General features: G+C 54.4%; 20 protein-coding genes and 2 tRNA genes. 18 read left to right on the top strand and 4 right to left on the bottom strand.

Annotation, left to right across the window (positions count from 1 at the left end):
• Window positions 1-21 precede the first annotated feature (21 nt).
• Window positions 22-732 carry a UMP kinase gene (gene pyrH, locus IEX77_RS01065; RefSeq protein WP_009433175.1) on the bottom strand — a complete coding sequence of 237 codons (711 nt, stop codon included), beginning with the start codon at window positions 730-732 and terminating at the stop codon, window positions 22-24.
• Window positions 733-1,061: 329 nt separating this feature from the next.
• On the opposite strand from pyrH, the gene IEX77_RS01070 reads away from it, so the two are divergent.
• The 12 genes from IEX77_RS01070 to IEX77_RS01125 all read left to right on the top strand — a co-directional run bounded on the left by IEX77_RS01070 (window position 1,062) and on the right by IEX77_RS01125 (window position 14,301).
• Window positions 1,062-1,709 (top strand): DUF4230 domain-containing protein, encoded by a 648-nt coding sequence (locus tag IEX77_RS01070; protein ID WP_188807328.1) that lies wholly within the window; start codon window positions 1,062-1,064, stop codon window positions 1,707-1,709.
• The gene (locus IEX77_RS01075) at window positions 1,706-2,347 is read left to right on the top strand and encodes a DUF4230 domain-containing protein (protein ID WP_188807329.1); all 642 of its coding nucleotides are present in this window, start codon (window positions 1,706-1,708) and stop codon (window positions 2,345-2,347) included. The genes IEX77_RS01070 and IEX77_RS01075 overlap by 4 nt, the downstream gene beginning before the upstream one ends.
• The gene (locus IEX77_RS01080) at window positions 2,331-4,262 is read left to right on the top strand and encodes an ABC-F family ATP-binding cassette domain-containing protein (RefSeq protein ID WP_188807330.1); all 1,932 of its coding nucleotides are present in this window, start codon (window positions 2,331-2,333) and stop codon (window positions 4,260-4,262) included. Before IEX77_RS01075 ends, IEX77_RS01080 begins: the two co-directional genes overlap by 17 nt.
• Before the next feature lie 442 nt (window positions 4,263-4,704).
• Entirely contained in the window at window positions 4,705-5,313 is a 609-nt protein-coding gene (locus IEX77_RS01085; RefSeq protein WP_188807331.1) for a DUF5063 domain-containing protein, read from the top strand.
• Window positions 5,237-6,013, top strand: a complete 777-nt coding sequence (locus IEX77_RS01090) for a 3'-5' exonuclease (RefSeq protein ID WP_188807332.1) — start codon at window positions 5,237-5,239, stop codon at window positions 6,011-6,013. Before IEX77_RS01085 ends, IEX77_RS01090 begins: the two co-directional genes overlap by 77 nt.
• Window positions 6,014-7,243 (top strand): class I SAM-dependent rRNA methyltransferase, encoded by a 1,230-nt coding sequence (locus IEX77_RS01095; protein WP_188807333.1) that lies wholly within the window; start codon window positions 6,014-6,016, stop codon window positions 7,241-7,243.
• 44 nt (window positions 7,244-7,287) lie between these two features.
• Window positions 7,288-7,941 (top strand): uracil phosphoribosyltransferase, encoded by a 654-nt coding sequence (gene upp / locus IEX77_RS01100; RefSeq protein WP_188807334.1) that lies wholly within the window; start codon window positions 7,288-7,290, stop codon window positions 7,939-7,941.
• The gene (locus IEX77_RS01105; RefSeq protein ID WP_188807335.1) at window positions 7,925-9,364 is read left to right on the top strand and encodes an SGNH/GDSL hydrolase family protein; all 1,440 of its coding nucleotides are present in this window, start codon (window positions 7,925-7,927) and stop codon (window positions 9,362-9,364) included. The genes upp and IEX77_RS01105 overlap by 17 nt, the downstream gene beginning before the upstream one ends.
• On the top strand, window positions 9,348-10,589 hold the full coding sequence (locus IEX77_RS01110; protein WP_229770761.1) for a GDSL-type esterase/lipase family protein: 1,242 nt from the start codon (window positions 9,348-9,350) through the stop codon (window positions 10,587-10,589). The genes IEX77_RS01105 and IEX77_RS01110 overlap by 17 nt, the downstream gene beginning before the upstream one ends.
• A 14-nt stretch (window positions 10,590-10,603) precedes the next feature.
• A complete protein-coding gene (locus tag IEX77_RS01115; RefSeq protein ID WP_188807336.1) occupies window positions 10,604-12,127 on the top strand; it encodes an MBOAT family O-acyltransferase in 1,524 nt (507 codons plus the stop codon).
• 351 nt (window positions 12,128-12,478) lie between these two features.
• The gene (locus tag IEX77_RS01120; RefSeq protein ID WP_229770762.1) at window positions 12,479-13,597 is read left to right on the top strand and encodes an AAA family ATPase; all 1,119 of its coding nucleotides are present in this window, start codon (window positions 12,479-12,481) and stop codon (window positions 13,595-13,597) included.
• A gap of 38 nt (window positions 13,598-13,635) precedes the next feature.
• Window positions 13,636-14,301 (top strand): outer membrane beta-barrel protein, encoded by a 666-nt coding sequence (locus tag IEX77_RS01125; protein ID WP_188807338.1) that lies wholly within the window; start codon window positions 13,636-13,638, stop codon window positions 14,299-14,301.
• Between the two features lie 91 nt (window positions 14,302-14,392).
• On the opposite strand, the gene IEX77_RS01130 is transcribed toward IEX77_RS01125, so the two are convergent.
• From IEX77_RS01130 to IEX77_RS01140, 3 genes are all read right to left on the bottom strand, one after another.
• Window positions 14,393-16,075 (bottom strand): PAS domain-containing protein, encoded by a 1,683-nt coding sequence (locus IEX77_RS01130; protein ID WP_188807339.1) that lies wholly within the window; start codon window positions 16,073-16,075, stop codon window positions 14,393-14,395.
• A 14-nt stretch (window positions 16,076-16,089) separates the two neighbouring features.
• Window positions 16,090-16,371 (bottom strand): cupin domain-containing protein, encoded by a 282-nt coding sequence (locus tag IEX77_RS01135; RefSeq protein ID WP_060936139.1) that lies wholly within the window; start codon window positions 16,369-16,371, stop codon window positions 16,090-16,092.
• Window positions 16,372-16,623: 252 nt separating this feature from the next.
• Entirely contained in the window at window positions 16,624-17,550 is a 927-nt protein-coding gene (locus IEX77_RS01140; protein WP_188807340.1) for a DUF3078 domain-containing protein, read from the bottom strand.
• Between the two features lie 1,304 nt (window positions 17,551-18,854).
• Here IEX77_RS01140 and IEX77_RS01145 point away from each other — a divergent pair.
• From IEX77_RS01145 to IEX77_RS01170, 6 genes are all read left to right on the top strand, one after another.
• Window positions 18,855-20,822 carry a helix-hairpin-helix domain-containing protein gene (locus tag IEX77_RS01145; protein ID WP_188807341.1) on the top strand — a complete coding sequence of 656 codons (1,968 nt, stop codon included), beginning with the start codon at window positions 18,855-18,857 and terminating at the stop codon, window positions 20,820-20,822.
• 121 nt (window positions 20,823-20,943) lie between these two features.
• Window positions 20,944-21,020, top strand: a tRNA-Ile gene (locus tag IEX77_RS01150).
• A gap of 194 nt (window positions 21,021-21,214) precedes the next feature.
• Window positions 21,215-21,751: a phosphoribosyltransferase gene (locus IEX77_RS01155; RefSeq protein ID WP_060936135.1), complete on the top strand. Its 537-nt coding sequence runs from the start codon at window positions 21,215-21,217 to the stop codon at window positions 21,749-21,751.
• Between the two features lie 19 nt (window positions 21,752-21,770).
• Window positions 21,771-22,343, top strand: a complete 573-nt coding sequence (locus tag IEX77_RS01160; protein WP_188807342.1) for an adenylate kinase — start codon at window positions 21,771-21,773, stop codon at window positions 22,341-22,343.
• A gap of 163 nt (window positions 22,344-22,506) precedes the next feature.
• Window positions 22,507-23,706 carry a GTPase ObgE gene (obgE, locus tag IEX77_RS01165; RefSeq protein ID WP_188807343.1) on the top strand — a complete coding sequence of 400 codons (1,200 nt, stop codon included), beginning with the start codon at window positions 22,507-22,509 and terminating at the stop codon, window positions 23,704-23,706.
• A 203-nt stretch (window positions 23,707-23,909) separates the two neighbouring features.
• A tRNA-Thr gene (locus tag IEX77_RS01170) sits at window positions 23,910-23,983 on the top strand.
• The last annotated feature ends 11 nt before the right edge of the window (window positions 23,984-23,994 follow it).

The raw sequence follows: 23,994 nt of genomic DNA on the forward strand, positions 1-23,994 counted from the left end.
TGATAGGATAGTTGCTTGTTCTTAGAAGCCCACGTAGGTGCCGATAGGCTCGCCACTGAGGACCTTGAGGAGGTTGCCTGGAGTGTCCATATCGAAGACGATGATGGGTAGATTGTTCTCCATACACATGGTGGTAGCTGTGAGGTCCATAACCTTTAGCCCACGCTGGTAGATCTCATCATAGGTGATGCGATCGAACTTCGTAGCCGTAGGATCCTTCTCGGGGTCGGCGGTATAGATGCCGTCGACACGCGTCCCCTTGAGCATGACATCAGCCTCGAGCTCGATACCGCGGAGGGACGAACCTGTATCGGTCGTGAAGAAGGGATTCCCCGTTCCGCCCGAGAGGATGACGACTTCGCCTGCCTCAAGGGCATCGATGGCGCGACGCTTGGAGTAGAATTCGCCGATAGGCTCCATTCGGATTGCAGTGAGTACTCTGTTCTTCACACCACGAGAGGTGAGTGCTGAGCCGAGGGCTAAGCTATTGATGACGGTGGCCAGCATACCCATTTGGTCGCCTTGCACACGGTCGAAGCCTTGGGCGGCACCACTTAATCCGCGGAAGATGTTGCCACCACCGATGACGATGGCCACTTGTATGCCGCGCTTGACTGCCGCTTCGATGTCTTGTGCATAGTCAGCGAGGCGGTCATTGTCGATGCCGTATTGCTTCGCTCCCATGAGCGATTCGCCACTGAGCTTGAGGAGTACTCGTCTGAAGTTATTCATTTCGTTCTCTTTGAATATAGCTACTACTATGGTGCAAAGAAACGACTTTTACGCCTAATCTCCACGCAGGTGCGCTCTGCTCTGAGTTTAATGCTCAGCTTGCGCTGGGAGAGAGCCTTTGTAGAGGGGGGTAAATGAACCAGTACTGGTCAGCGATCCAACCAGTACTGGTCACCCCTGTCTACCAGTACTGGTCACGACGCGAAGTAGTACTGGTCACGATGCCGACCAGTACTGGTTTGTTTTTCTCTCCTTTAGAGGTGGCTCTCCCACCCGCATAAGCAGGGGGAAGTTCGTATCTTTGTCCTCATAAAATAAGTAGATAAGATATGTCTCGACTCAATAGCTGGATGAGCTACTTTGTGCTGGTGCTTCTCTCCTTCTCTTTCGCTGCCTGCTCACAGAAAGAGGAGAAAGAGGAGACACCCCCAGTACAGCTCCTCCTGATCCAAGCCCAAAGCCTCTCGCGCCTCGAGTTGGCTACGACACAGGTACGTATTGTCCTCAAGATCGATCCTCACCGCGACGGCTTCTTAGGATTTAAGAAGCTCTTCGGCTCGAAGGAAACCCGTGTGGAGCTCCTTAGCCAAGCCTCTGCCTACTGCGATCTCTCGCTACTCACGGAGAAAAGTATCGTACAGCAGGCCGATAGCACGGTAGACCTCTATCTACCGCCAATCGAGGTCAAGCGGGAGCTGGATAATCTGAACCACAACGTCCTGCAGGAGCCTACGGGCTTACGTCGTCGCCTATCGACCAACGAACTTGATGAGATCATTCGCTCTCGCCAGACGATGATCGACGGGCTCGTTACCAAAGCTTTGGAGCAAGAGCGGGGCGCACTAATCCGCACGGCATCGGCTACGCTGACGAATAAGCTGCAGCCGATCTTCCGTGACCTCCGCCTTACGGTGCGTGTCCACTTGGACGAAGCCGATGCCTCCCTCATTCAGTCCTCTAAGTCCGCAGCACAATGATAAAGCTCTCTTGGCGGATCCTTCGCCCGATCCTACTCCTTATTATATGTATAGCTGCGGGGCTCTTTATCTACCATAAGTTCTTCCGCAAGGCACCCCAGCCCGAGGTGACGACTGAGGAACTGCAGATGAAGGTCAGTCAGCGCCTGCGCCTCATCACCGAAGAGATCAGCTACCGGCAGGATGTCAATCTCTATGAAGCGGGGCAGCATGCTGTGGGCACTGCTGACCTCGTCGCCTACGTCAAGTACGACCTTGAGAAACTCCACTTCACGACGGCAGGCGACACTGTCTACGTGAGCCTTCCTGCGCCCGAGCTGGAGTTGGGACGACGCCCAGGCGGAAATCACTCCGTGCGCTACTATCTGGATCGTGGTGGGCGCCTTGGTGAAGCCAGCGCTGACCGCGTAGCGATACGCCGCTTCGACGAACGCATCCTTCGTGATGCGGAGCTGGATATACGCACCAGCCCCCGCTACCTCCCCGCCGCACAGCAGCGTGCCGAGGAGCAGCTCCAGCGCTTCCTCTCCGCCTTAGCTCCCCAGCGCGTCATCCTTGTTGTCCCTGAGATCCGTATGCCCCAAGGTGATCTCCCCGCCGCTTCCTCCACTTCCCTTCCTCATGATCAGCGTCAATAACGTATCGGTATACTTTGGGGCTAAGCCCCTCTTCGAAGACCTCTCGTTCGTCATCTCCGCCAAGGAGCGTATCGCTCTGGTGGGGAAGAACGGGGCAGGGAAGTCCACCCTCCTCAAGCTCTTGGCTGGAATCGCTGAGCCTACTGAGGGCGTCATCAGCCGTCCCAAGGGAATAAGTATCGGCTACCTGCCGCAGGTGATGAAGACGAGCGACGAGCGTACCGTCCTCGGCGAGTGCCAGCAGGTCTTCAGCCACATCACGGAGTTGGAGGCCGAAGTCGAGCGCCTCGCCGAAGAGATGGCGACGCGTACCGACTACGATAGCACGGATTATATGGAGCTTATCGAGCGTCACGCTCAGCGCTCCGATCAGCTCCTCATGCACAGTACGGGGAGCATCGAGGCTAATATCGAGAAGACGCTCCTTGGCTTAGGCTTCGAGCGCTCGGACTTCGATCGCCCCACGGCAGAATTCTCTGGTGGCTGGCGAATGCGCATCGAGCTGGCGAAGATCCTCCTGCAGCGTCCTGACGTCTTACTCCTCGACGAGCCTACGAACCATCTGGACATCGAGTCCATCCGTTGGCTGGAGCGCTTCATTGCTTCGGGCTCAGCGGCTCTGGTGCTGATCTCGCACGACCGCGCCTTCATCGACGCTACGACGAATCGCACGCTGGAGATCGAGCTTGGGCGCTTGCACGACTACAAGACGAACTACAGCCATTACCTCGTCCTACGTGAGGAGCGCCTCGAGCAGCAGCGCCGCGCCTACGAGAATCAGCAGAAGGAGATCCAGGCGACCGAAGACTTCATCGAGCGCTTCCGCTACAAGGCGACTAAGGCCGTACAGGTACAGAGCCGTATCAAGCAGCTCTCGAAGATTGACCGTATCGAGGTGGAGGACATTGACCGTGCGGCGATGCACTTCTCCTTCCTCCCCGCGGTGACGTCGGGTGCTTACCCCGTGATCATCGATAGCCTCACGAAGCGCTACGGCGAGCACACCGTCTTCTCGGATGTGAATATGACCATCGAGCGCGGAGAGAAGGTCGCTTTCGTCGGGAAGAATGGCTCGGGGAAGTCCACCCTCATCAAGTGTATCATGGGAGAAGTCAGCGACTACACGGGCACGCTCAAGCTCGGGCACAACGTCGAGATCGGCTACTTCGCCCAGACGCAGAGCCAAGAGTTGGACGGGAACTACACCGTCTACGAGACTATCGACCGCGAAGCGCAGGGGGATATCCGCTTGCGCATCAATGACCTCCTCGGGGCCTTTATGTTCGGCGGTGAGGAGTCGGAGAAGAAGGTCTCCGTCCTCAGTGGGGGCGAGCGTGGTCGCGTAGCCCTTATCAAGCTCCTCCTTCGCCCCGCAAACCTCCTCATCCTTGACGAGCCGACGAATCACCTCGACATCCGCTCAAAGAACGTCCTGAAGGAAGCCATCCTTAACTTCACGGGCACGGTCATCATCGTCTCGCACGACCGCGAGTTCCTTGACGGCTTGGTGTCACGTGTCTATGAGTTCCGCTCGGGGCATGTGACCGAGCATATCGGCGGTATCTACGATTGGCTGGAGAAGCGTGACCGTGAGGACGGCACATCGGTCAGCAACCCACGAGCCGCCGCACCCGCACAGCGGGAGACGAAGGCTCCTGAGTCCGCGACGGGAGCGCAGGACTACCAGCGCCAGAAGGAGGCGGCTAAGGAGCGCCGTGCCCTCGAGCGTGAGCTGAAGGCGCAGGAGGAGCGCAGCGAGGCCATCGATGCCGAGCTGAGTGCTCTGGAGGAGAAGCTCGCCGATCCCGACCATGCCACGGACGCCAAGCTCTTCGAGCAGTACAGCCGGCTCAAGAAGGAGCAGGAGCAAGTCCTCGCCCGCTGGGAAGAGCTCAGTATGCAGCTCGAAGGCTAAGCCGTTTCCCCGAAGAAAGATCCCCTCTTTCTGTACGGCGGAAGAGCTCCGTATATGCGGCGGGAAATTTCGGTATATAGGGAAATAAATTTTCGTATATGCAGAAATATTTTTCCGTATATACACAAATATATTTTCGCATATACGGAAATTTAGCCCCCTTTGCACCGCAGGAAATATCCCTTTGCAAGGCGCTCTATATGAGTGTGTAATCGTGGGTGTTTCCTTGCCGGTTAGAAGCCGCTTTTTTACCTCCATTTTTAAGGCGCTTTGGGTAGCGTTTTATCCCCAGATGCGGGCTGCGAAATGGATCCCTCGTGGCGAAGATTTCCTTCCCCGCGCAGAGCCTCGCCCTTGGGAGCGTGCTGAGGTGCTTCTTTTCGTGCTCTTGCCACACTCGTAGAGGGGACGAAGCAGCAGAAAATAGTACTTTTGCACCTGTATGGAATCAAATGTAAGAGAGGCGGAGAGCCTCTATACGAAAGAGATCTTAGAGTTCGCTGCAGTCGGCGTCCGCTATGCCGCGCTCTTAGAGCAGGCTTCCGAGTGTGACGCTCTCGTCGAGCAACTGGTGGCGCTCCTGCCCCAGCTCTACTCGGTGACGCTGCACCTTCCCTCCTATTTCTACAGTCCCGAAGCCGATTATATCGAAGAATATATCACCGAAGGTGCCTATGAGGCCGTGCGTAGTCGTGTCTCGTCGCTCCTCGGTGAGGATGACGCATACCTCTCGGCGCAGTCCGAAGAGATGACCTACAGCGATACGCCGATAGCTGCCTTCATCTCCGAAGGCCTCTCGGATGTCTATCAGCAAGTAGGCAACCTCCTCGGGATCCTACGCGACGAGAACGAAGAGGCGCTCCCCGCAGCTGTCGGGCGCTGCCGCCACTACTTCCACGAATATTGGGGGCAGGCACTCCTTGAGTCGCTCACAGCCCTTCATCGTATCTACACCTCCCAGTTACAGACACAGGATGACGACAAAGACGAGCCCGAAGAGTCCTTCGGGGAAGAAGACGGCGAAGAAGCCCTCTTCGACCTCCGCTTCTAAAAAGCGCACCGCTGTCGAGAAGGCAGCGCCCCAAGAGAAGGAGCGCCCTGTACGCCGCTCGAGCGCCAAGCCCTCGGCCTTCGCTCCGGTCTACTCTTATCCCCCTTCGATCACGGACGAGGAGTTGCAGTCGCTTGCCTTGGCACGCTGCCCCGCTCCCATCACCATCATAGAGACCCGCGAAGAGGCACGTCGTGTCGCGATGCGCCTACGTCGTGCTGGCATCCTAGGTATTGACACCGAGACGCGCCCAAGCTTCACAGCTGGCGTTCGCTACGAGGTCTCCCTCCTTCAGATAGCTACCGAAGAGGAGTGCTTCCTCTTCCGCCTCAATAAGATGGGCTTGCCCAAGAGCCTCATCTCCCTGCTCGAAGATCCAGCGATCATCAAGGTAGGGCTTAGCCTGCGCGATGACATCACCGCCCTCTCACGTCGTGAAGCCTTCACCCCAGGCTCCTTCGTCGAGCTCCAGAAGCTCTGCGGTGGCTACGGTATCCGTGAGCTCGGCCTGCAGAAGATCTATGCGATCCTCTTCGCTGAGCGTATGAGCAAGTCGCAGCGCATGAGCGACTGGGAGGCGAAGAAGCTTAGCCCAGCACAGGCGCACTATGCCGCCCTCGATGCTTGGGCATCCCTGCGGATCTACACGACCCTTATGGCGCTCCCCGCTCCATCACCTACTCAATTTGCCCTGATATAAATGAGCTATCCTACGCTACGCCTACATCCTCGCAAGGAGGAGTCCGTCCTGCGCTTCCACCCCTGGATCTTCTCGGGCGCCATCGCTTCCTTCTCCGCCCCTGTGGAAGATGGCGACTTAGTCTCCGTCGTCGATAGCAAGGGCCGTCCCTTAGGTACGGGGCACTTCGGTGGGGGAAGTATCGCAGTGCGCCTGCTGAGCTTCGACGCTGAGGAAGTCATTGACCGTGCCTTCTACAAGCGTCGCCTGGAGGCTGCGCTTCGTCTGCGCCTCTCGTGCGACCTCATTCGTCCCGTCGACTCCAGCGATAGCCCCAATACGACCTACCGCCTCGTACACGGCGAAGGAGATAGTCTCCCAGGGCTCATCATCGATATCTATGACCGCACAGCCGTAGTCCAAGCGCACAGCCTCGGGATGCATCAGGCACGCCAGACTATCGCCGAAGTGCTGTGGGAGGTCTTTGCTGAGGCAGGCGATCCCGTCCTCCCTCTCGAGGGCATCTACTACAAGTCTGAGACGACGCTACCCACTCGTGATATGCGCGAACTCGCTTCGGACGGCTTCCTCATCGGGCATACTGAGGCAGCGCCTATCTATGAGAACGGCGTGCGCTTCACTCCCGACTGGCTCAAGGGTCAGAAGACGGGCTTCTTCATCGACCAGCGCGACAATCGAGCTCTTGTAGCTCACTACGCTAAGGGGCGAACCGTCCTCAATGCCTTCTGCTACACGGGGGGCTTCTCGATTTATGCCCTCCACGCAGGAGCAAAGCGTGTGGATTCGCTGGATAGCTCGGCTAAGGCGATGTACCTCACCGAGCAGCACGTGGCTCTGAACTTTGGTACGGATTGCCCCCGCCACCACTCCGTCACGGAGGATGCCTTCGACTACTTGGAACGTATGCCCGAGGGTGAATATGACCTGATCATCTTGGATCCACCTGCCTTCGCTAAACATCGCAAGGTCCTGCGTAATGCCCTCATAGGTTATCGTAAGATCAATAGTATCGCCTTCAAAAAGGTCGCCCCAGGTGGGATCGTCTTCACCTTCAGCTGCTCACAGGCGGTATCAAAGGAAGAATTCCGCTTGGCGGTCTTCACCGCAGCGGCGGCATCTGGGCGTAAGGTGCGCATCCTGCACCATCTCACTCAGCCCGTTGACCACCCCATCAACATCTACCATCCCGAAGGCGAATACCTCAAAGGCCTTGTTCTCTACGTTGAATAGAAGAGCCTGAAGGTATATTTCCCCTTTCCAAAGCTTCATCATCAATGAAAGTAAAGCACCTCATCGAGGAGAATTCTCTCCTCTGCCACTTCGTCGCAGAGATGCGCGATATAGAGATACAGAAGGATGCCATGCGCTTCCGTCGCAATGTCGAGCGCGTCGGTGAGATCATGGCCTATGAGCTGAGTAAAAAGCTCCACTATACGGAGCGTGACGTGCAGACGCCTCTCGGCGTCGCCCGCTGTGCTCAGATCTCAGACCAAATCGTCATCGGTACGATCCTGCGTGCAGGTCTTACGCTGCATCAGGGCTTCCTCAACTACTTTGACAAGGCTGAGAATGCCTTCATATCGGCTTACCGTAAGTATAAGGATCGCCTGAACTTCGATATCTTCATCGAGTATATCGCTTCGCCCTCTCTTGAGGGGAAGACGCTACTGCTCGTTGACCCTATGCTCGCTACGGGAAGCTCTATGGAGCTCGCCTATCGTGCGCTCTTGACTAAGGGTACCCCCAAGGAGGTACACCTCGTCTCGATTATCTCCAGCCAGCAGGCTGTAGATACGCTCTGCGAGTCTTTCCCAGACGACAATGTGACGCTCTGGGTAGCTGCTATCGATCCCGTCCTCGATGACCACGCCTATATCGTCCCAGGCTTAGGGGACGCTGGAGACCTGGCCTATGGAGAGAAGCTCTAAGTCGCCCGATTACCTCCTTCGCTTCTGGCTACTGGCCCTGGCGGTGACGCTGGGGCTCCTTCTGCTCTACTTCCTGCCAGATAACATCTTCGGTTGGGAGCCGAACAAGGTAGACTTACTCTCAGACCTACGTCGTGAGCAGGTAGACTCTCTTGCTAATAAGAGCGAAGACGCCGTAGCTCTTAGCCAGCAGGCTCGTAGCACGGATAAGAAAGTGCAGGAGCGTGAGCGTATCCATCGCGAGCTGGAAGCTCAAGCAAAGGCAGCTACACCCGACTCGGCGATGTCAGCTGAGAAGCTGGACTCGACCATCCATCCCACGAGTATCCTCGTCGATATGACACCTGCTCACGATGGCCTGCAGCATTTCTTTGCGCAGCTCCGCCGTCGTAGTTCGCTGGGGCGTCCTGTACGTATAGCCGTCCTTGGAGACTCCTTTATTGAGGGGGACATCTTCACCAGCAGCATACGTAGCCAGCTACAAGCTCGGTATGGTGGCTCTGGGGTAGGGTGGCTTCCTTTGACTTCGGAGACAGCAGGCTTCCGTCGCACGGTTCGCCACGAGTTTAAGGGCTGGAAAGAATATAATCAGCTTCACTCCAAGGGGCGCTATCCGCTCCCAAGCCACTACTATACGGGCTCTGTCGGGGACTGGGTGCGCTACACCCTTCCTAAGGGAGCTCGTCCCTGCAATGAAGCGGTCATCTATTATAAGGCTCCATCAGGAGCTACCCTTGAGGTCTCTACGAACTCAGAGGAAGCGACGACGCTTGAGCTCCCAGCTACCGAGGCGCTTAGTGCTTGTCGCCTCGCCACAGGCTCGATCAGCTCTGTGCGCTTCACCCTCACGGGTGGGGCTTCTGGCTTCGTCTGCTATGGGGTTTCGCTGGATGGTACTTCGGGGGTTAGCGTTGATAACTTCTCTATACGCGGGAACTCGGGCCTCATCTTAGCTTCGCTTGATGCTGAGCTTAATAAGGCTTTCTTTGCAGAGCGTCCCTATGACCTTATTGTCCTGCAGTACGGTCTCAATACGATCTCTCCGAAGCAGCTTGATTACTCGGGCTATACCAAGCAACTGGGTAAGGCTATTGATCACCTTCGTGCAACGACGGGGCGTGCCGACTATCTCTTGCTCGGCGTATCAGACCGTGGTGTCAAGGCCTCGGGGGGAGCAGTCGTCACGATGCCTGCCGCGCTTGCTTTAGAGCGTGCACAGATCCGTCTCTCTGCCGATAAGGGCGTGGTCTTCTGGAGTACGCGTGAAGCTGTCGGTCGCCTTGGTGGTATCGGTAAGCTCGCCAGCAAGGGGTGGGCTGCCAAGGACTACACCCACCTCTCTCATCGCGGGGGTGACGAGCTCGCTCGTCAGTTCCTCGATGCCTTCTTCCTCGAAGAAAAGTACTATGATGCGATCAAGTAAGCGTGCAGCACTTCTCCTCACGCTAGGAGTGCTGGGTATTGCTGGATCTCTATTTGCTGCAGGTCCAGTGCCAAAGAGCGAGCCGAATTTCTATGCTCCCACAGGCTACTTTGCGAGCTTAGCTCAGGAGCTGCGTGTAGCAGCAAAGAATGGTAGCACGGTCTCCATTGTTCAGCTCGGCGATAGTCATATCCAAGCAGGGCATACGACGGCTCCACTACGTGCCTCGCTGCAAGCTTCCTTCGGTGATGCAGGACGAGGCTGGATAGGTTGGTACGCGCTCTATGGCTCTAATTCTCCACGAGATTACCGAGTCACTTCGTCTGGATTTGGTTGGCAGCGCGAGCTCATTCTTAAGCCCGAAGGCACACGCCCTATGGGATTAGGGGGCTATGTGCTCTCTACGCGTCCTAGTAGCCGATTTACCATTGGGGTTACCTCTTCGGATCACCCTTTCCGACAGATGCACCTTGTGCGCACCGCTTCTTCACTCCCCTTGACAGCATTCCCTCTTGCCGAGCTCCGTACAGGACGCTTTTCTACGGGAGCCTACGTAGTAGATACGCTTTCTTGGCGCTCACCCTATACGAGTGTCACACTCACGGGGGCGGAGGAGAATGATGCGGATGAAGCTGTCTATGCGGGCTGTGTCCTTCTCTCTGGGAAGGGTGGTGTCCTTGTTCATGATATTGGTATTAATGGGGCGGCTTACCGGCACTATGCGCTCGCAGACTATGTCGAGCAGCTCTCTTTGCTGGAGCCTCAACTGCTTATCCTCTCAATGGGAACGAATGACTGCTACAGTACGCACTTCCAGATAGCAGACTTCACCGATAGCCTTGAGCAGATGCTTATGCTACTCAAGGAAATCTTACCTAAGACAAAGATTCTACTGACAACCCCTCCCCCGAGCTTCTTCCGCCAAGCCTCTACGCACTATGTCGTCACAGGACGCCGGCGTAAGCACCGCAAGAAGGTGACTACTATGACCTATAGATTCAATGAGAATGCAGCGCGTGTCTCAGAGGAGATCATGCATCGTGCAGAGCTGCATGGCGTAGCTGCCTTCGACCTCTTCTCTGCTATGGGAGGGCAATCAGGTATTAATTCCTGGATCGCCGATGGCCTGATGGCTGGTGATCGTGTGCATTATAGCCGTGATGGCTATGAGCGTCAGGGGCGACTTATCACCTCAGCGCTGGAGCGTGCACTCACTCTTCGCTAACCTTTTTACGACGAATGACCTTCTTCGATACAATCGACTGGGGGAGACTCCCCGATGTACTGCGCTTTGACCGCGAGAGTCCGATGATCTTCTCCTCGGGACTCTTCCTCTTCTGTGCGCTCTTTTTCCTGCCGATCTATATGCTCCTTCGGAAGACGACGACGCTACGTATTATCTACGTCGCTCTCTTCTCGCTTTTCTTCTACTACGAGAGTAGTGGGGAGTATGTCTTGATCCTCCTCTTTGCCGCCACGATGGACTACTTCATTGGGCGGGCTATGGGGCAGAGCGAAGATCCACGTTATCGCAAGCGCCTCTTGATCACGAGCGTTTGCGTGAATATCGGGATGCTCTCATACTTCAAGTACTTCTATTTCCTTCTTGACCTGGGGCAGACATTGCTCGCAGCGATTGGCATCACGACACCTCCAGCAGTGCCATTGGAGGCTCGCGACTACTTCATCCCTGCGGGTATATCGTTCTATACCTTCCAGACGCTAAGCTACACGGTCGATATCTACCGAAAGGAGATTGCCCCACTGCGTCGCTGGATTGATTACCTCTTTTATCTCTCCTTCTTCCCGCAGCTGGTCGCTGGACCTATCGTCCGTGCGAAGGACTTTATACCACAGATCTATCGTCGCCCGCAGCTGCTGAAGGCTGAATATGGAGAAGCTCTTACGCTCATTATCAGTGGCTTGATCAAGAAGGCGATTATCGGAGACTTCATCGGGGCGAACCTTGTAGACCTCATCTTTGCTGAGCCGACGCGTTTCACAGGGATAGAGAATCTCTTTGCGGTCTATGGGTATGCGATGCAGATCTACTGTGACTTCTCGGGATACTCAGATATGGCTATTGGGATCGCCTTGCTACTCGGCTTCCGCTTCAATATCAACTTTGATTCGCCCTACCAGTCGGGGAATATTACAGAGTTCTGGCGACGCTGGCATATCTCCCTCTCAAGTTGGTTGCGTGACTACCTGTACATTCCGCTCGGCGGAAATCGAAAGGGACAGATCCGCACCTATATCAACCTCTTCCTGACGATGCTCCTTGGCGGGCTATGGCATGGAGCAGCTCTCCGCTTTGTCCTTTGGGGAGCCATCCATGGTGTGGCTCTTGCTCTGCACAAGCTGTATATGCAGATCTTTGATCACTTCGGATGGCGTCGTCGTGAGCCCCTTCGTTGGCAGCGCTTCGCAGGGCAGATCATTACCTTCCATCTCGTCTGCTTTGCTTGGATCTTTTTCCGTGCAGACTCGATGGAGACAGCTTGTGCGGTGATTACTCAGATCAAGGATCACTTCACCCCTGAGGTCTTCCTGCAGTTTGTCGTGGGATACAAGAATGTCTTGCTGCTCTTGCTTATAGGTTATCTCCTGCACTTCACCTCATACAAGCAAGAACTTCGCTTCCGTGAGTGGATCACGGATCTCTCTTTCCTTAAGCAAGCATTGCTCTTTATTGGGGTGATCTTCCTGCTGATCCAGATCAGAAGCGCAGACGCTCAGCCCTTCATCTACTTCAACTTCTAAAGGGGCTTACTTCCCCTACTTCATAATACAGCTTGCCCTCATCGCTCAATTGATGCGGTGGGGGTGAGCTGTTTTTATCTACTTCTTCAATATTGCTTCGTAGTACCCCCTCTATAGAAGTGTACATGCCCTAAATGCCTTTTAGCAAAAGACGAAGTAGAAGTTGTTTAGTTATTTTAAAGTAATTTTGCCCGCGTACTATATGTATTCACCAAGGGAGAGCCTGAGTTCTGTGTACACAGGCTTCTCTCTGAAACCATATTGAGAGAAGGAATAAGATCAGTGGATTATCTGCACCGCACGCATAGTGCGCTACTAAGGCAAGGCAAGCCCACGCTACAGCGGGCTCTAATGAATGAGATCAATTGGGAGGATCGGATCATCGGTATCCGTGGCTCCCGTGGTGTGGGGAAGACAACCTTCCTCCTTGACTATGCCCGTCGTCACTATGCACCCGATAGCCCTGAGTGCCTCTACATCAATCTCAATCAGTTCAGCTTCACGACGATTCGCCTGGTAGACTTTGTCGGTGATTTCATCAGACAAGGCGGTCGTAGGCTCTTACTTGATCAAGTCTTCAAGTATCCGAGCTGGATGGAGGAGTTCAAGGAATGCTACCACCGCTATCCCGAGCTACATATTGTCTTCACTGCCTCTGCCGTCATGAACCTCGAGGAGGAAGATCCTGAGTTGGCTTCGATTGCTTCGATCTATCACCTCGCAGGATTCTCTCTGCGTGAATTCATTCAGCTGGATAACGGGATTACCCTCCCTACACTGGAGCTGCAAGATATCATGGAGCATACGAGTGAGGTCGTAGGAGATATCTTCTCCTCAGTTAATCCGGGACTATGGATGGATCGTTACCTTGAGTATGGCTATTATCCCTTCCACTTGGAGCCGCGACTGTACTCGGAGAATCTGCTGAAGACGCTGAATATGACGCTGGAGGTTGACCTTCTCTTCATCAAGCAACTCGAGCAGCGCCTACTGCACAAGCTTCGTAAGCTGATCTATATCTTGGCGCAACGTCCTCCGCTGCAGATGCTCAATATCTCCCAGCTGGCTCTCGAGATAGAGACCTCGAGAAGTACGATCGTGAACTACCTGCGCTATCTCTCCGATGCACGTGTCGCACGACCGATCTACCGAGCAGAAGATACCGAGATGGGTAAGCCTGCTATCGTCTATCTGGGTAATCCTAACCTCTATCACGTCTTGGGTCAAGAGGCTTGCGATCGCTCAGAACTCCTGCGTACCTTTGTCTTCAATCAGCTGAGCAAGGGGCATCAGGCGCGTATCTCTGCACGCTCCTCACTAGCCCTCTTTGAAGTTGATGGGCACTATCCCCTCCAGATCGAGGAGGAGCTTGCTGGTCGCTATCGCAGTGACCGCTACTATGTGCTTGAGCGTGGTGACCTTTCCCGAGAGAAGACGATCCCCGTCTGGCTCTTCGGCTTCCTCTACTAAACAGTCTATAGAATACCCAACTATAAATACAGACAACAATGAAACTCTTTAAGAATCTCCTCCTCGGCGTAGGCCTCGCCCTCGCTACTGGTACGGCTCTCTCCGCTCAGGAGCTGGGTCAGCTCCACTATCGTGCTGAAGCAGGTCTTGCGATCTCGCGTATCTCAGCCCTCGGTGTCCACCACAATGGTGACACGGGTAAGTATCTCACTAGCTTTCGTGCTGGGGGGAGCCTCGTGATGCCTTTCGACAACACGATCTTCTCCTTCACTCCAGGACTCTACGTCGTAGGTCGTGGTGAGAAGCAGGGGACGATCCTTGATGATGGTCTGAATCAGAAGAAGCTTTCTACCATCCAGACCTACTCACTCCAGCTCCCACTGGATCTCTCCTTCCGTCTAGCTACGATCGCAGAGAAGCACCGCATCTTCCTCAACGCTGGTCCTTACTTTGCTTACGGTCTCTCGGCTAAGCTCTCGGGAGAAAACATCGATAAGGATCTCTACAAGGAGAATGCCTTCAAGCGCTTTGAGTTCGGTGTAGGTGCTAACCTCATGTATCAGTACAACCGCGTTTATCTTCGTGGCGGTATCGATGCAAGCCTTACGGGCATTACGAAGAAGAGTCTGGGCGCACCTTACTACGTGAGCCTCAAGACTCCTCGCTATGTCACGAGCTACATCACTCTCGGGTACGAGTTCTAAGACCCGCTGGAGGTAACAAAAACTAAGTGACACGCCCCATGAGCAGAGCTGCTCATGGGGCGTGTCATTTTATCTGTTAGGGAAATGCTTGCTACTTGTGCTCAGCGATACGCTCCTTAATAGCATCGATAAGGCTCTGCAGGTCCATTCCGCTACGTTCGCTCATCATGCCGACCGTTGCCTTGGGGATCATGATGCGTGCCAAGGGGGAGGAGAGCATCTTGAAGGCTGGGTTAATCTCGGCAAGAGCCCCCTTGAGCCAAGGGTGATGCTCAAGGAGATCCTTGAGGCGGGTAGAGGCTGTGATCTCTGCATCTGCACTATGACCCGAGCAGCCACAGCTTTCTACCTTCTCTTCGGTATCTGGTACTACCTCGGGCGCTGCAGGAGCGTGACTGCTTCCCTTCATGCAGGAGCAGGATACATATTCGCTCTCTTCCTCTACTGCAGGGGCGGGAGCCGTAGGCGTAGCTTCTGCGGGCTTGTCATCCCCATGCTTGGAGGCAGCCTTGTTGCTCTTGTCCCATGAGAGGAGCGTACGTGAGCCTTCGAGGCTACGGATACGTGTGCAGTCCTGCATCATCTCGAGGACACCACGGAAGCGCCCTTCCTCATCGCGTACGGCAACGTAGTAGATATAGATGAAGAGGCCAGGCTTGTTGATCCAGAAGTCTACTTCATTCTGCTCCCCACGGCGGAACTTCTCGATAATCTCCTCGACGAGGTGTACGCTGGTGCGTGGGTGGCAGTTCTTTACATCACGACCGATGACGTTCTTACTACGAGGGAAGACGCGGTGATCGGTGTCGGTGTAGAAGCGCACGATCTCGTTCTCATCTACATAGGAGAAGTCTACAGGCATATGCTTATAGACGAGATTGATTTGCTCAAGGGTCATCTGACCCGTAGCGACTTCGAGGAGTGCACCTGGGGTGTTCCCCCCACCGAAGCCATACTTACCGAGTAGGCTGGCGAGTTCGTTGGCAAAGCCTGCGGCTGCTGTGGCGGGTACGGTCTCCTTCGGAGTATCTGCCTTAGGAGCTTCTTTGCCGACGTGTATCCAAGCGAAGCCAATCTCACGGTCGCCTGACTTCATCTCCTCAAATTCAGCTGGACGGATCATCGCCAGCGAAGTGGGGTAGAGTACTGTCTCTTCCTTCTGCATCAGGTCGAGTACGTCAGCTACGACTGTGGGCTGCATAGCGATGAACTCATCGTCCTTATCCTCCTCGAGGAGACGGCGGGCATCGCGGATCTCATCGCGGATGAAGTCGTCGAGGAGCCACATCGTCGTCGTGGGGCGGTCGAAGCCCTTGCGCTCAAGGATCGAGTAGAGCTGATTCTGCTTGCGGGAGAGGTGAAGGCGGAACTTATGTAGCTCATCATAGAGCTCGAGCCACTGGTTCTTGATGACTGGATACTGAGCAAGCTCTTCGACCTGCTTCAGCAGACGGCGCATCTCATCGTTCTCACGCAGATAGCACATGATAGGATGGTCCTCGGGGAGGTCGGGACGGCTGCGGTCGAGTACATCTTGGAAGAGCTCCATCATCTGCTGGATATCTTCCTTGCGACATTCGTCTTCGTCGAAGGTCTTCAGCTCCTGCTCTGCTAAGGCGATCTCGTAGGGACGCAGTGTCTTGACACGCTCACGGAGTATGGCTCGAGCTTCATCGAGCGTGAGCTTGCCATCGAGATATCGCTCCTTGGTGTCGAGCACGATCTGGAGCTTCTCCATATCGATCTCGGGCAGGTTATTGCGCATATTCTCCATAGGGGGAGGGTGGCTTAGAGGTTGATGAGGTAGACGAAGAATTCGCTGTCGACGAGGGCTTCGATGCCGATGAAGGCTTCACCGCCGAAGTGCAGCAGGGTGCCTGGGCTTAGTGTATGCTCTTCGCTATTGTTGAGGGTTGCCTTGACTTGGCCCTTAACGACGCTGAAGAAGATATCCTGCCCCTGGTGATCGTGTGGTGCGATCTTCTTGCCTTGGGGAAGGTTGACGTGTACGACCATGAGCTTGTCATTGTTGATGACTTGGCCAAACTCCTTGATTTCCGTTCCGATCATAATGCTACTATGTGGTGATATGTGTGATGATCTATCGGGCAGGATGAAGGGTAATCATCATTTTCACCCTGCTTCCATAGAGAAAGTATCCTGCTTTATCTTTCATTCGCAAAGAAAACAAATATATCTGGCTTTTCGTTCATCCCTCGACAATTCGTTCGCACTCGACTGCCCCAGATGCAGCAAGGGCTACCCCATATACTGATGATATGCGGTAGCCCTTGGCGTATTATGAGCCGGGTAGGCTATGCCTTAGAAGCTGTAGGCAAGACCGAGACCGAGTACTTCACGGAACTGGACCTTGGCACCGCGCTGGTTGCCAGCTGCGTCGACCGTCTTGATATCGTCGTCGTAGACGAGGTTCGTGGTCAGCGTCGTGGTGAGGAACTTATTGATCTTGAAAGCGATCATCATATCCCAGTTCACGTCGATGTTACCGAAGTCCTCGTTGTAAGGCGTGAAGAGCGTGAGCTTCGTGACGAGGTTGATGTTCTCAGCGAGCTTACGCTTGTAGTTAGCTACTGCAAGAGCACCGACTTCTGCGAGCGTCTTCTTACCGGGCTTAACCCCGAAGGCACCCGCTGCAGAGAGGCGGTTGTCAAGGACGAAGGTCATCTTCCCTGTGATGGGAGAGAGCAGGAGGGAGAAGTCTTCGTTGGGCTTGTAGTCAGCACCGATAGCGAGTGTCAGATAGCCAGGGGCGAGGAGGGTAGAGATGTACTTATCCTTGTTCCCAGGGATGTTGGGGTTCGTGTCAGAGTCGTACCCACGAGCGAACTGCGTGAGGAAGTCTCCGAGAGCAGAGATGCTCCAGTGCTTGGAGATGTTGCGACCGACCTTGGTGCTGAAGTTCAGCTTATCGACGCTCTTGAGCCACTTATTGGAGGTCGTGAAGGTCTTACCGAAGTCCGTGATCAGGGCATTGTCCCAGCTCCAGTCTCCCTTCTTGTAGTTAGCCGAAGCATTGAGGTAAAGGTTCCAAGCTACGGAGTTCTCACCACCAGCAGCCCAGTTGGTGAGTGATGTCTGAGCAAGGTTAAGGCCCGATACACCGGAGAACTTCCATGCTGGTGCTGGAGCTGGTACTTCGGGGGCTTCAGTGGGGATAGAGTCCGTCTGCGCTGCTACCTGCCCCACGGAGAGGGCGAGGAGCGAAAAGGCGATAAAGAGTTTCTTCATTGTCTGTATTTATAACTATGCTTGTGTGGAATTACCTTAGTCTAAAGGCCTGCGAAATTACACATTTTTATATAAAGTGTGCTTGTGATCCAGAGAAGGTGAGGATCTACCCTGTCAAAATCAAGGGAAATATTGGAGCTATATTGAGGTCGTATCTACCAGCGCCAAGCGGATCCTTCGATGAGATTGCCCTGTGGAGACTATTGCCGAGACTCCTGTCCCCTATTTAGAGTACTAAGGCATTGCACGCCCAGTTCCCCGATATGCTTCTCCGAAGAGATACACAAGCCCTTCTTCTTATCGCGCGTATTCCTCTTATACTGCGGAGGGAAAAGCATCGTTCTCGTGAAGAAAAAAGCGCCTTCACGTAGTGGTTTTCCTCTGTCTATGTACGTAGTCTTAAAGACCAGGCACACAAATCCAAATATCCACGTACGTAGATATTAGAGCCACGTACGTAGTCCAAACTTATCTGCCACTCGTCCACAACTTTTATCCTTACGCGGAGCAACAACCTAATATAAGTCACTTCACAAAGCTATATAGGAATCAGTCCTAAGCTATATAGCTTCCTTCGCCATCCTATATAGCTCTACCCACGCACCCATATACCTATATGTGGGACCATTCAGCAAGCCCATCTCTTCATTACTCGTACCTTCTTGAAGCTACTCTTGCTGTAGCCACTCTACTGTATAGCGGTTCTCAGATGATGTTATGGAAGCCTATTCGTAAACTACTACAGGCCTGTATGCGAACGACTATTAGTTTCGGGGGCAAACGACTATTCGTTTCGTATGCAAACAACTATTGGTGCGTACATGAAACCACTATTGGTCTGAGGGCAAATGACTCGTACTGTATCCTTGTGCTCTCTCTCACTTCCCTCCACGCTCTCTGGGGAAAATTTTGTATCCCTTCGAGATATCAGGGGAGAAGTGAGAGATTGATCACAGTTCCCTCGGAGCCGTGTATTTGCTTTCTCCTCCCGATGAAGCTCTTTCCTATCCTATTGAGACGATGAAGCCCACCTTAGTTTCTCGTCCCGGATGCACCGAAAATTAGGTGCTTCATATCGCTACTGTAAGTGTTCGATTACTCAGCTATTATACAGCTGGTTAACTGTGTAGAAAAGTGCCTGTGCGTTGGGGCCGTTTTTGAACCAGTACTGGTCAGCTCAGTGACCAGTACTGGTTGCCTTCCCCTCCTCTATCGGAAGGATTATCTTGCCTCAAGAGACTGTGCTACACTTTCAGTACCTTTACAAGAAGAGTGCCCCACACAAGCACCCTAATATCACCACCATGAGCGCAATGATTCCTCATGTCATCACCCCCTTTATAAGGAGTAGTGTAGCCCTGCTCCTCTTGGGGTTAAGTGCACTACTCAGCTCACTCCAAGCTCAGACGCCTACGGATAGCCTCCGCTCGGATGGGGGCTGGGAAGCTTTTATCGAGAGTCAGCTGCAGGTGGGCTTGCTTACCGAAGAAGAGGCGCACGAAGCGGCAGCTCTCTATGACGAGCTACGGCGAGCCCCGCTGGACATTAATTCCGTCCGAGAGGAGGAGCTACGTCGACTCCCGATGCTCTCGGACTATCAGATCTATCAGTTCGTCCGCTATCGTACCGATCATCAGGCTTTTCATGAACTCTCAGAGCTGAAGTTGGTACCAGGCTGGAGTCTCTCGCTCATCGCCCTGCTACGCCCCGTCATAGTCTGTCGCCCCATAGCCGAGGAGCGCCCCTTGCTGGGAAATACGTTAGAAGCCACCCACGAGGCTCGTATCTTTTATGGTAAGCGTAGTAGCACCGGCTTTGCTTCGAAGAAGCCACTTCTCGGCTCGGAGGATGCATTACGGCTAAGCTATAGCTATGCTACGCCCCATAGCCTGAGCCTCTTCATCGCGGGGGAGAAGGACTATGGCGAGCCTTGGCGACGGGGGGCGCACCGAGGATTTGATGCCTATAGCCTGCATGCCCAACTGGAGCATCGCGCGCTGACCCTTGTCTTGGGTGACTACCGCGTGGCACGTGGTAGTGGATTGATCCTCTCGCAAGGAGCTTTCCCGCTGAGCTTCCTCTCACTGACCCCACGCCAGGGTACGGGTGTGCGTCCTGTGAGGAGTATGACTGAGAGCGACTTCTCCCGCGGGGCAGCTGGTATGCTTCGCGTGGGAAGCTGCCGCCTGGGACTCTTCGCCTCTCATCGTCGTATAGACGCACACCGCTCTGACGAGGGCTTGCTTACTGCGCTCTCGGAGACGGGACTGCATACGACAGAGGTGGCTTGGGCGGCACGTCGGCAAGCCTTGACCCGTCTCTATGGTGGATGGATCGAATATCGTGCCCCCGATCTTGAGCTGTCACTGCAGGGGATGTATCAAGATTGGAAAGGAGATCGACTAAGGCACCCACCAGGGAGTCAAGGTGATGCGACGCTGGAGGGCTTGCAAAGCTATGCCGCCTGGAGCTTCTCCTACCGCTATCAGACGCTCCGAGGTCACCTGCGCCTTAGTGGTGAGGCGGCCTACACCTCTCGCTCAGCGTGGGCCTTCATCCAGCACCTCTCCCATCTCCAAGGAAGCAGGGCGGACTTTCGGCTCTCCCTCTGGCATATCGGGGCCCATTACTGGACCTATTATGGGCGAGCTGGCACGCATGCACTCCGTCCGCATAGTGAGGATGGTGGTCGTCTACAACTACAGCTTACTCCCTTCAGTAGCTTAGGGCCAACCCTCCTTTATCTCGATGCCTACCGAGCCTACTCGCAGAGGTTGGGAGATAATGTAGCACATTCGGCTGTGAGCTATGGCCTGATGACCAGTCTCCAGATAGAGCGTGAGGCAAGTCTGAGACTACACTATCGGGGGCGAAAGGATAGTCATCGCTTCAAGCTTGAGGGGGCGTATGATCTCGGTCCTTGGCAACCTCGCCTTGCCCTCCTCTATGCTCGTGGAGCCGCATCTTCGGGATGGGCTGTACAGGGGCGCTTGCGATGGGCTCCTTCCGAACGGCTACAGCTGGATCTTTTAGCAGATGCCTTCGATGCTTCCAGCTGGGATAGCCGGCTCTATACGCTGACGCCGATGCTACGAGGTGAGTATGGTGCGACTCTATTATATGGTAAGGGAGCTGTACTCGGAGGGCGGATGCGCTATCGTCTGAGTTCGCATTGGCAGATCGAGGGGCGTGTACAGCATGAGCATCAGCAGCGTGATGTGCGCCCGACGAAGACTCTTTTCGCCCTTTCTCTTCGCTATCGTGAATGGTGAAGGGGCACTGTAGATACGCGCCTCAAGGGTGGTTTGATTTGGCGAATAGGGCGATTATCTCTACCTTTGCGGGGCAAAGTACATAGTACTCAGCCGAGTAAGATGAGAGTTTTCTCTCACTGGTCCTATAGCTCAGTCGGTTAGAGCACCTGACTCATAATCAGGGAGTCCTTGGTTCAAGCCCAAGTGGGACCACCACTATAGTAAGGAAGCAACATGGGGTAAGTGATCATTGATCACTTACCCCATGTTGCTTGTACTTACCTCTCTTGTATGTAGGCTACTGCAAGCCCTCGTGCTTTCCTCTTCCGTGTGTGCGTTACGTCTGATATAATAATGCTAACTTTGTGGCTTCTTAATAAGTAAACCGTAGAGTTAAGTAACATCCGTCAATGAGAGAAATAGTACTCAAGGGGCTTACCTTCGTGCCCTATATTGATGCCAAGACTATAGGCCAGGCAGTCAAGAAGCTCGGGGAACGCCTGAAAGCTGACTTTAAAGATCGTGACCCGCTCTTTGTCTGCATCATGAATGGCTCATTCATGTTTGCCTCCGAGCTCATGTACGCTATCGACGAAGACTTCGAGGTTGCCTTTGCTCGCTATAGCAGCTACCAGGGGACCAAGAGTACTTTTGAGCTCAAGGAAGTGATGCCTGTGACGCAGTCCCTCGAGGGGCGTGTCGTCGTCATCGTCGAGGACCTCATCGACACGGGCTTCACTATGTACAATCTACAGAAGCACTTCTATAGCCTGGGCGCTAAGGAAGTCCACATCGCTGCGATGCTCTCCAAGCCCGAGGCCTTGAAGTGTGACGTCCACACGGACTACGTAGCGATGGAGATCGAGAATAAGTTCATCCTCGGTCATGGGCTTGACTACGATGACTACGGTCGCATGTTCAGAGATATTTATCAACTAAAAGACTAATCATACTTTAGAGACAACGATGCTTAATTTAGTGATCTTCGGAGCACCAGGCTCTGGCAAGGGAACACAGAGTGAAGTCCTTATCGAACAGTTCGGGTTCGATCACATTTCCACCGGCGACCTCCTGCGCGCAGAGATCAAGCAGGGTAGTGAGCTGGGGAAGTCTGCCAAGAGCTATATCGATGCCGGTCAGCTTGTCCCCGACAGCCTGATCATCGGCATGATCGAGAAGGTACTCCAGGAGCGCCAGCCCAAGAAGGGGCTTATCCTCGACGGGTTCCCCCGCACTGTAGCTCAGGCCGAAGCGCTGGATGCGCTCTACGCCAAGCACGGGACTGCTGTACATGCTGTCCTGGACCTTCAGGTCGCCGAAGACGAACTCATCCAGCGCCTGCTGAAGCGCGGTGAAGAGAGCGGTCGTAGCGATGACAACCTCGAGACTATCCAGAAGCGCCTCGATGTCTATCACGCTCAGACGGCTCCTATCGCTGAGCATTACGCTAAGAAGGGGGTGCACCACGCCATCGAAGGTAGCGGCGCTATCGCTGATATCACGGCACGCATCGCTAAGGTCGTCAACGCCCTGAACTAAGGACAAGACCACCAGCATGTAGCCCAGCCTCATTGGTTGGAGGACAAGGCATAGTGCCTGGAGCGTGGCGCTTCTCACCCACGGGTGAATCGGCTGACCAGACTTCAGACACGTGCCTTTCCTTATTTTTGTACCACATTAATCCTAGAAGACGAGAGCCACTATGGCAGAATCAAACTTTGTAGACTACGTCAAGATCTACTGTCGCTCAGGTAAGGGCGGCCGAGGCTCTACGCACTTCCGTAGAGAGAAGTACATCCCCAAGGGCGGCCCTGATGGCGGGGATGGCGGTCGTGGTGGTGACATCTATATCCGCGCCAATGAGAACTACTGGACCCTCCTCCACCTGCGCTATCAGCGCCATGTCATCGCGACAAGCGGGGGCGGTGGTGGTAGAAACCGCTCCACGGGCTGTGATGGTGAGGACCAAATCATAGAGGTCCCCGTAGGCACCGCTGTCTATGATGCCCTCACGGGGGAATTCATCATGGACCTCAACCGCCACGGGCAGCAGGAGCTTCTCGTCAAGGGCGGTCGTGGCGGTAAGGGGAATACCTTCTTCAAGACACCTACCAACCAAGCTCCACGCTATGCCCAGCCAGGTGAGCCTGCTCAGGAGCGCACCGTCATCCTCCAGCTCAAGATGCTCGCCGATGTCGGTCTTGTTGGTCTCCCTAATGCAGGGAAGTCCACGCTCCTCTCTGTCATCACTGCAGCTAAGCCCAAGATCGCGAACTATCCCTTCACGACGCTGGAGCCTAACCTCGGCATGGTGCGCTATCGTGATGACCGCTCCTTCGTCATGGCAGATATCCCTGGTATCATCGAGGGCGCTGCAGAAGGGCGTGGCTTAGGCTTGCGCTTCCTTCGTCACATTGAGCGCAACGCTCTGCTCCTCTTCATGATCCCAGCCGATACGGAGAATATCGCTGCAGAGTATCGTCTCCTCCTCAGTGAGCTGGTCAAGTACAATGCTGAGCTCACGGAGAAGCGAAAGGTCCTCTGCATCACCAAGTGTGACTTGATCGATGAGGAGATCCAGGGCTGGATCGTTGATGAGCTGCACAAGGAGCTCCCCCAAGAGTTACCAATCTGCTTCATCTCTGCTGCTGCTCACCAAGGACTCACCGAGCTGAAGGACCTCCTGTGGCAGGAGCTTAATCGTGAGACGAAGCACCGCACCGAGTCTATCATCCAGCAATCTATTGACGTCACAAGCCTCACCTTTGATGATGATGATGACCTCCCCAGCTTTGATGAAGAAGATGAAGACTTCGAAGAAGAATGGGATGACGAAGATGGCGACCTGGAGTTCGATTGGGACGATGTCGAGATCGAAGCCGATGAGGCTATCGAGGACTAGCATAGCTCCGCCGACAACTAATTACACGTTACAGAGGGCGTCTCTGGGGGCATTCCCAGAGGCGCCCTCTTGCATTTTCGGATATTTATACTACTTTTGCACTGGGTAAGTCCTATACGACCAGCTCCCTTTGACTCCCCCAGGGCTTGATCGCAGCAAGGGTATTAGGTTGTAGCGGTGCGATATAGATCGCTTACCCACCTGCCTCTTTAGCTCAGTTGGCCAGAGCACGTGATTTGTAATCTCGGGGTCGTTGGTTCGAATCCGACAAGAGGCTCAAAGAAAGAA

It is taken from the genome of Porphyromonas pasteri, from assembly GCF_014647755.1.
Lineage (GTDB): Bacteria > Bacteroidota > Bacteroidia > Bacteroidales > Porphyromonadaceae > Porphyromonas > Porphyromonas pasteri.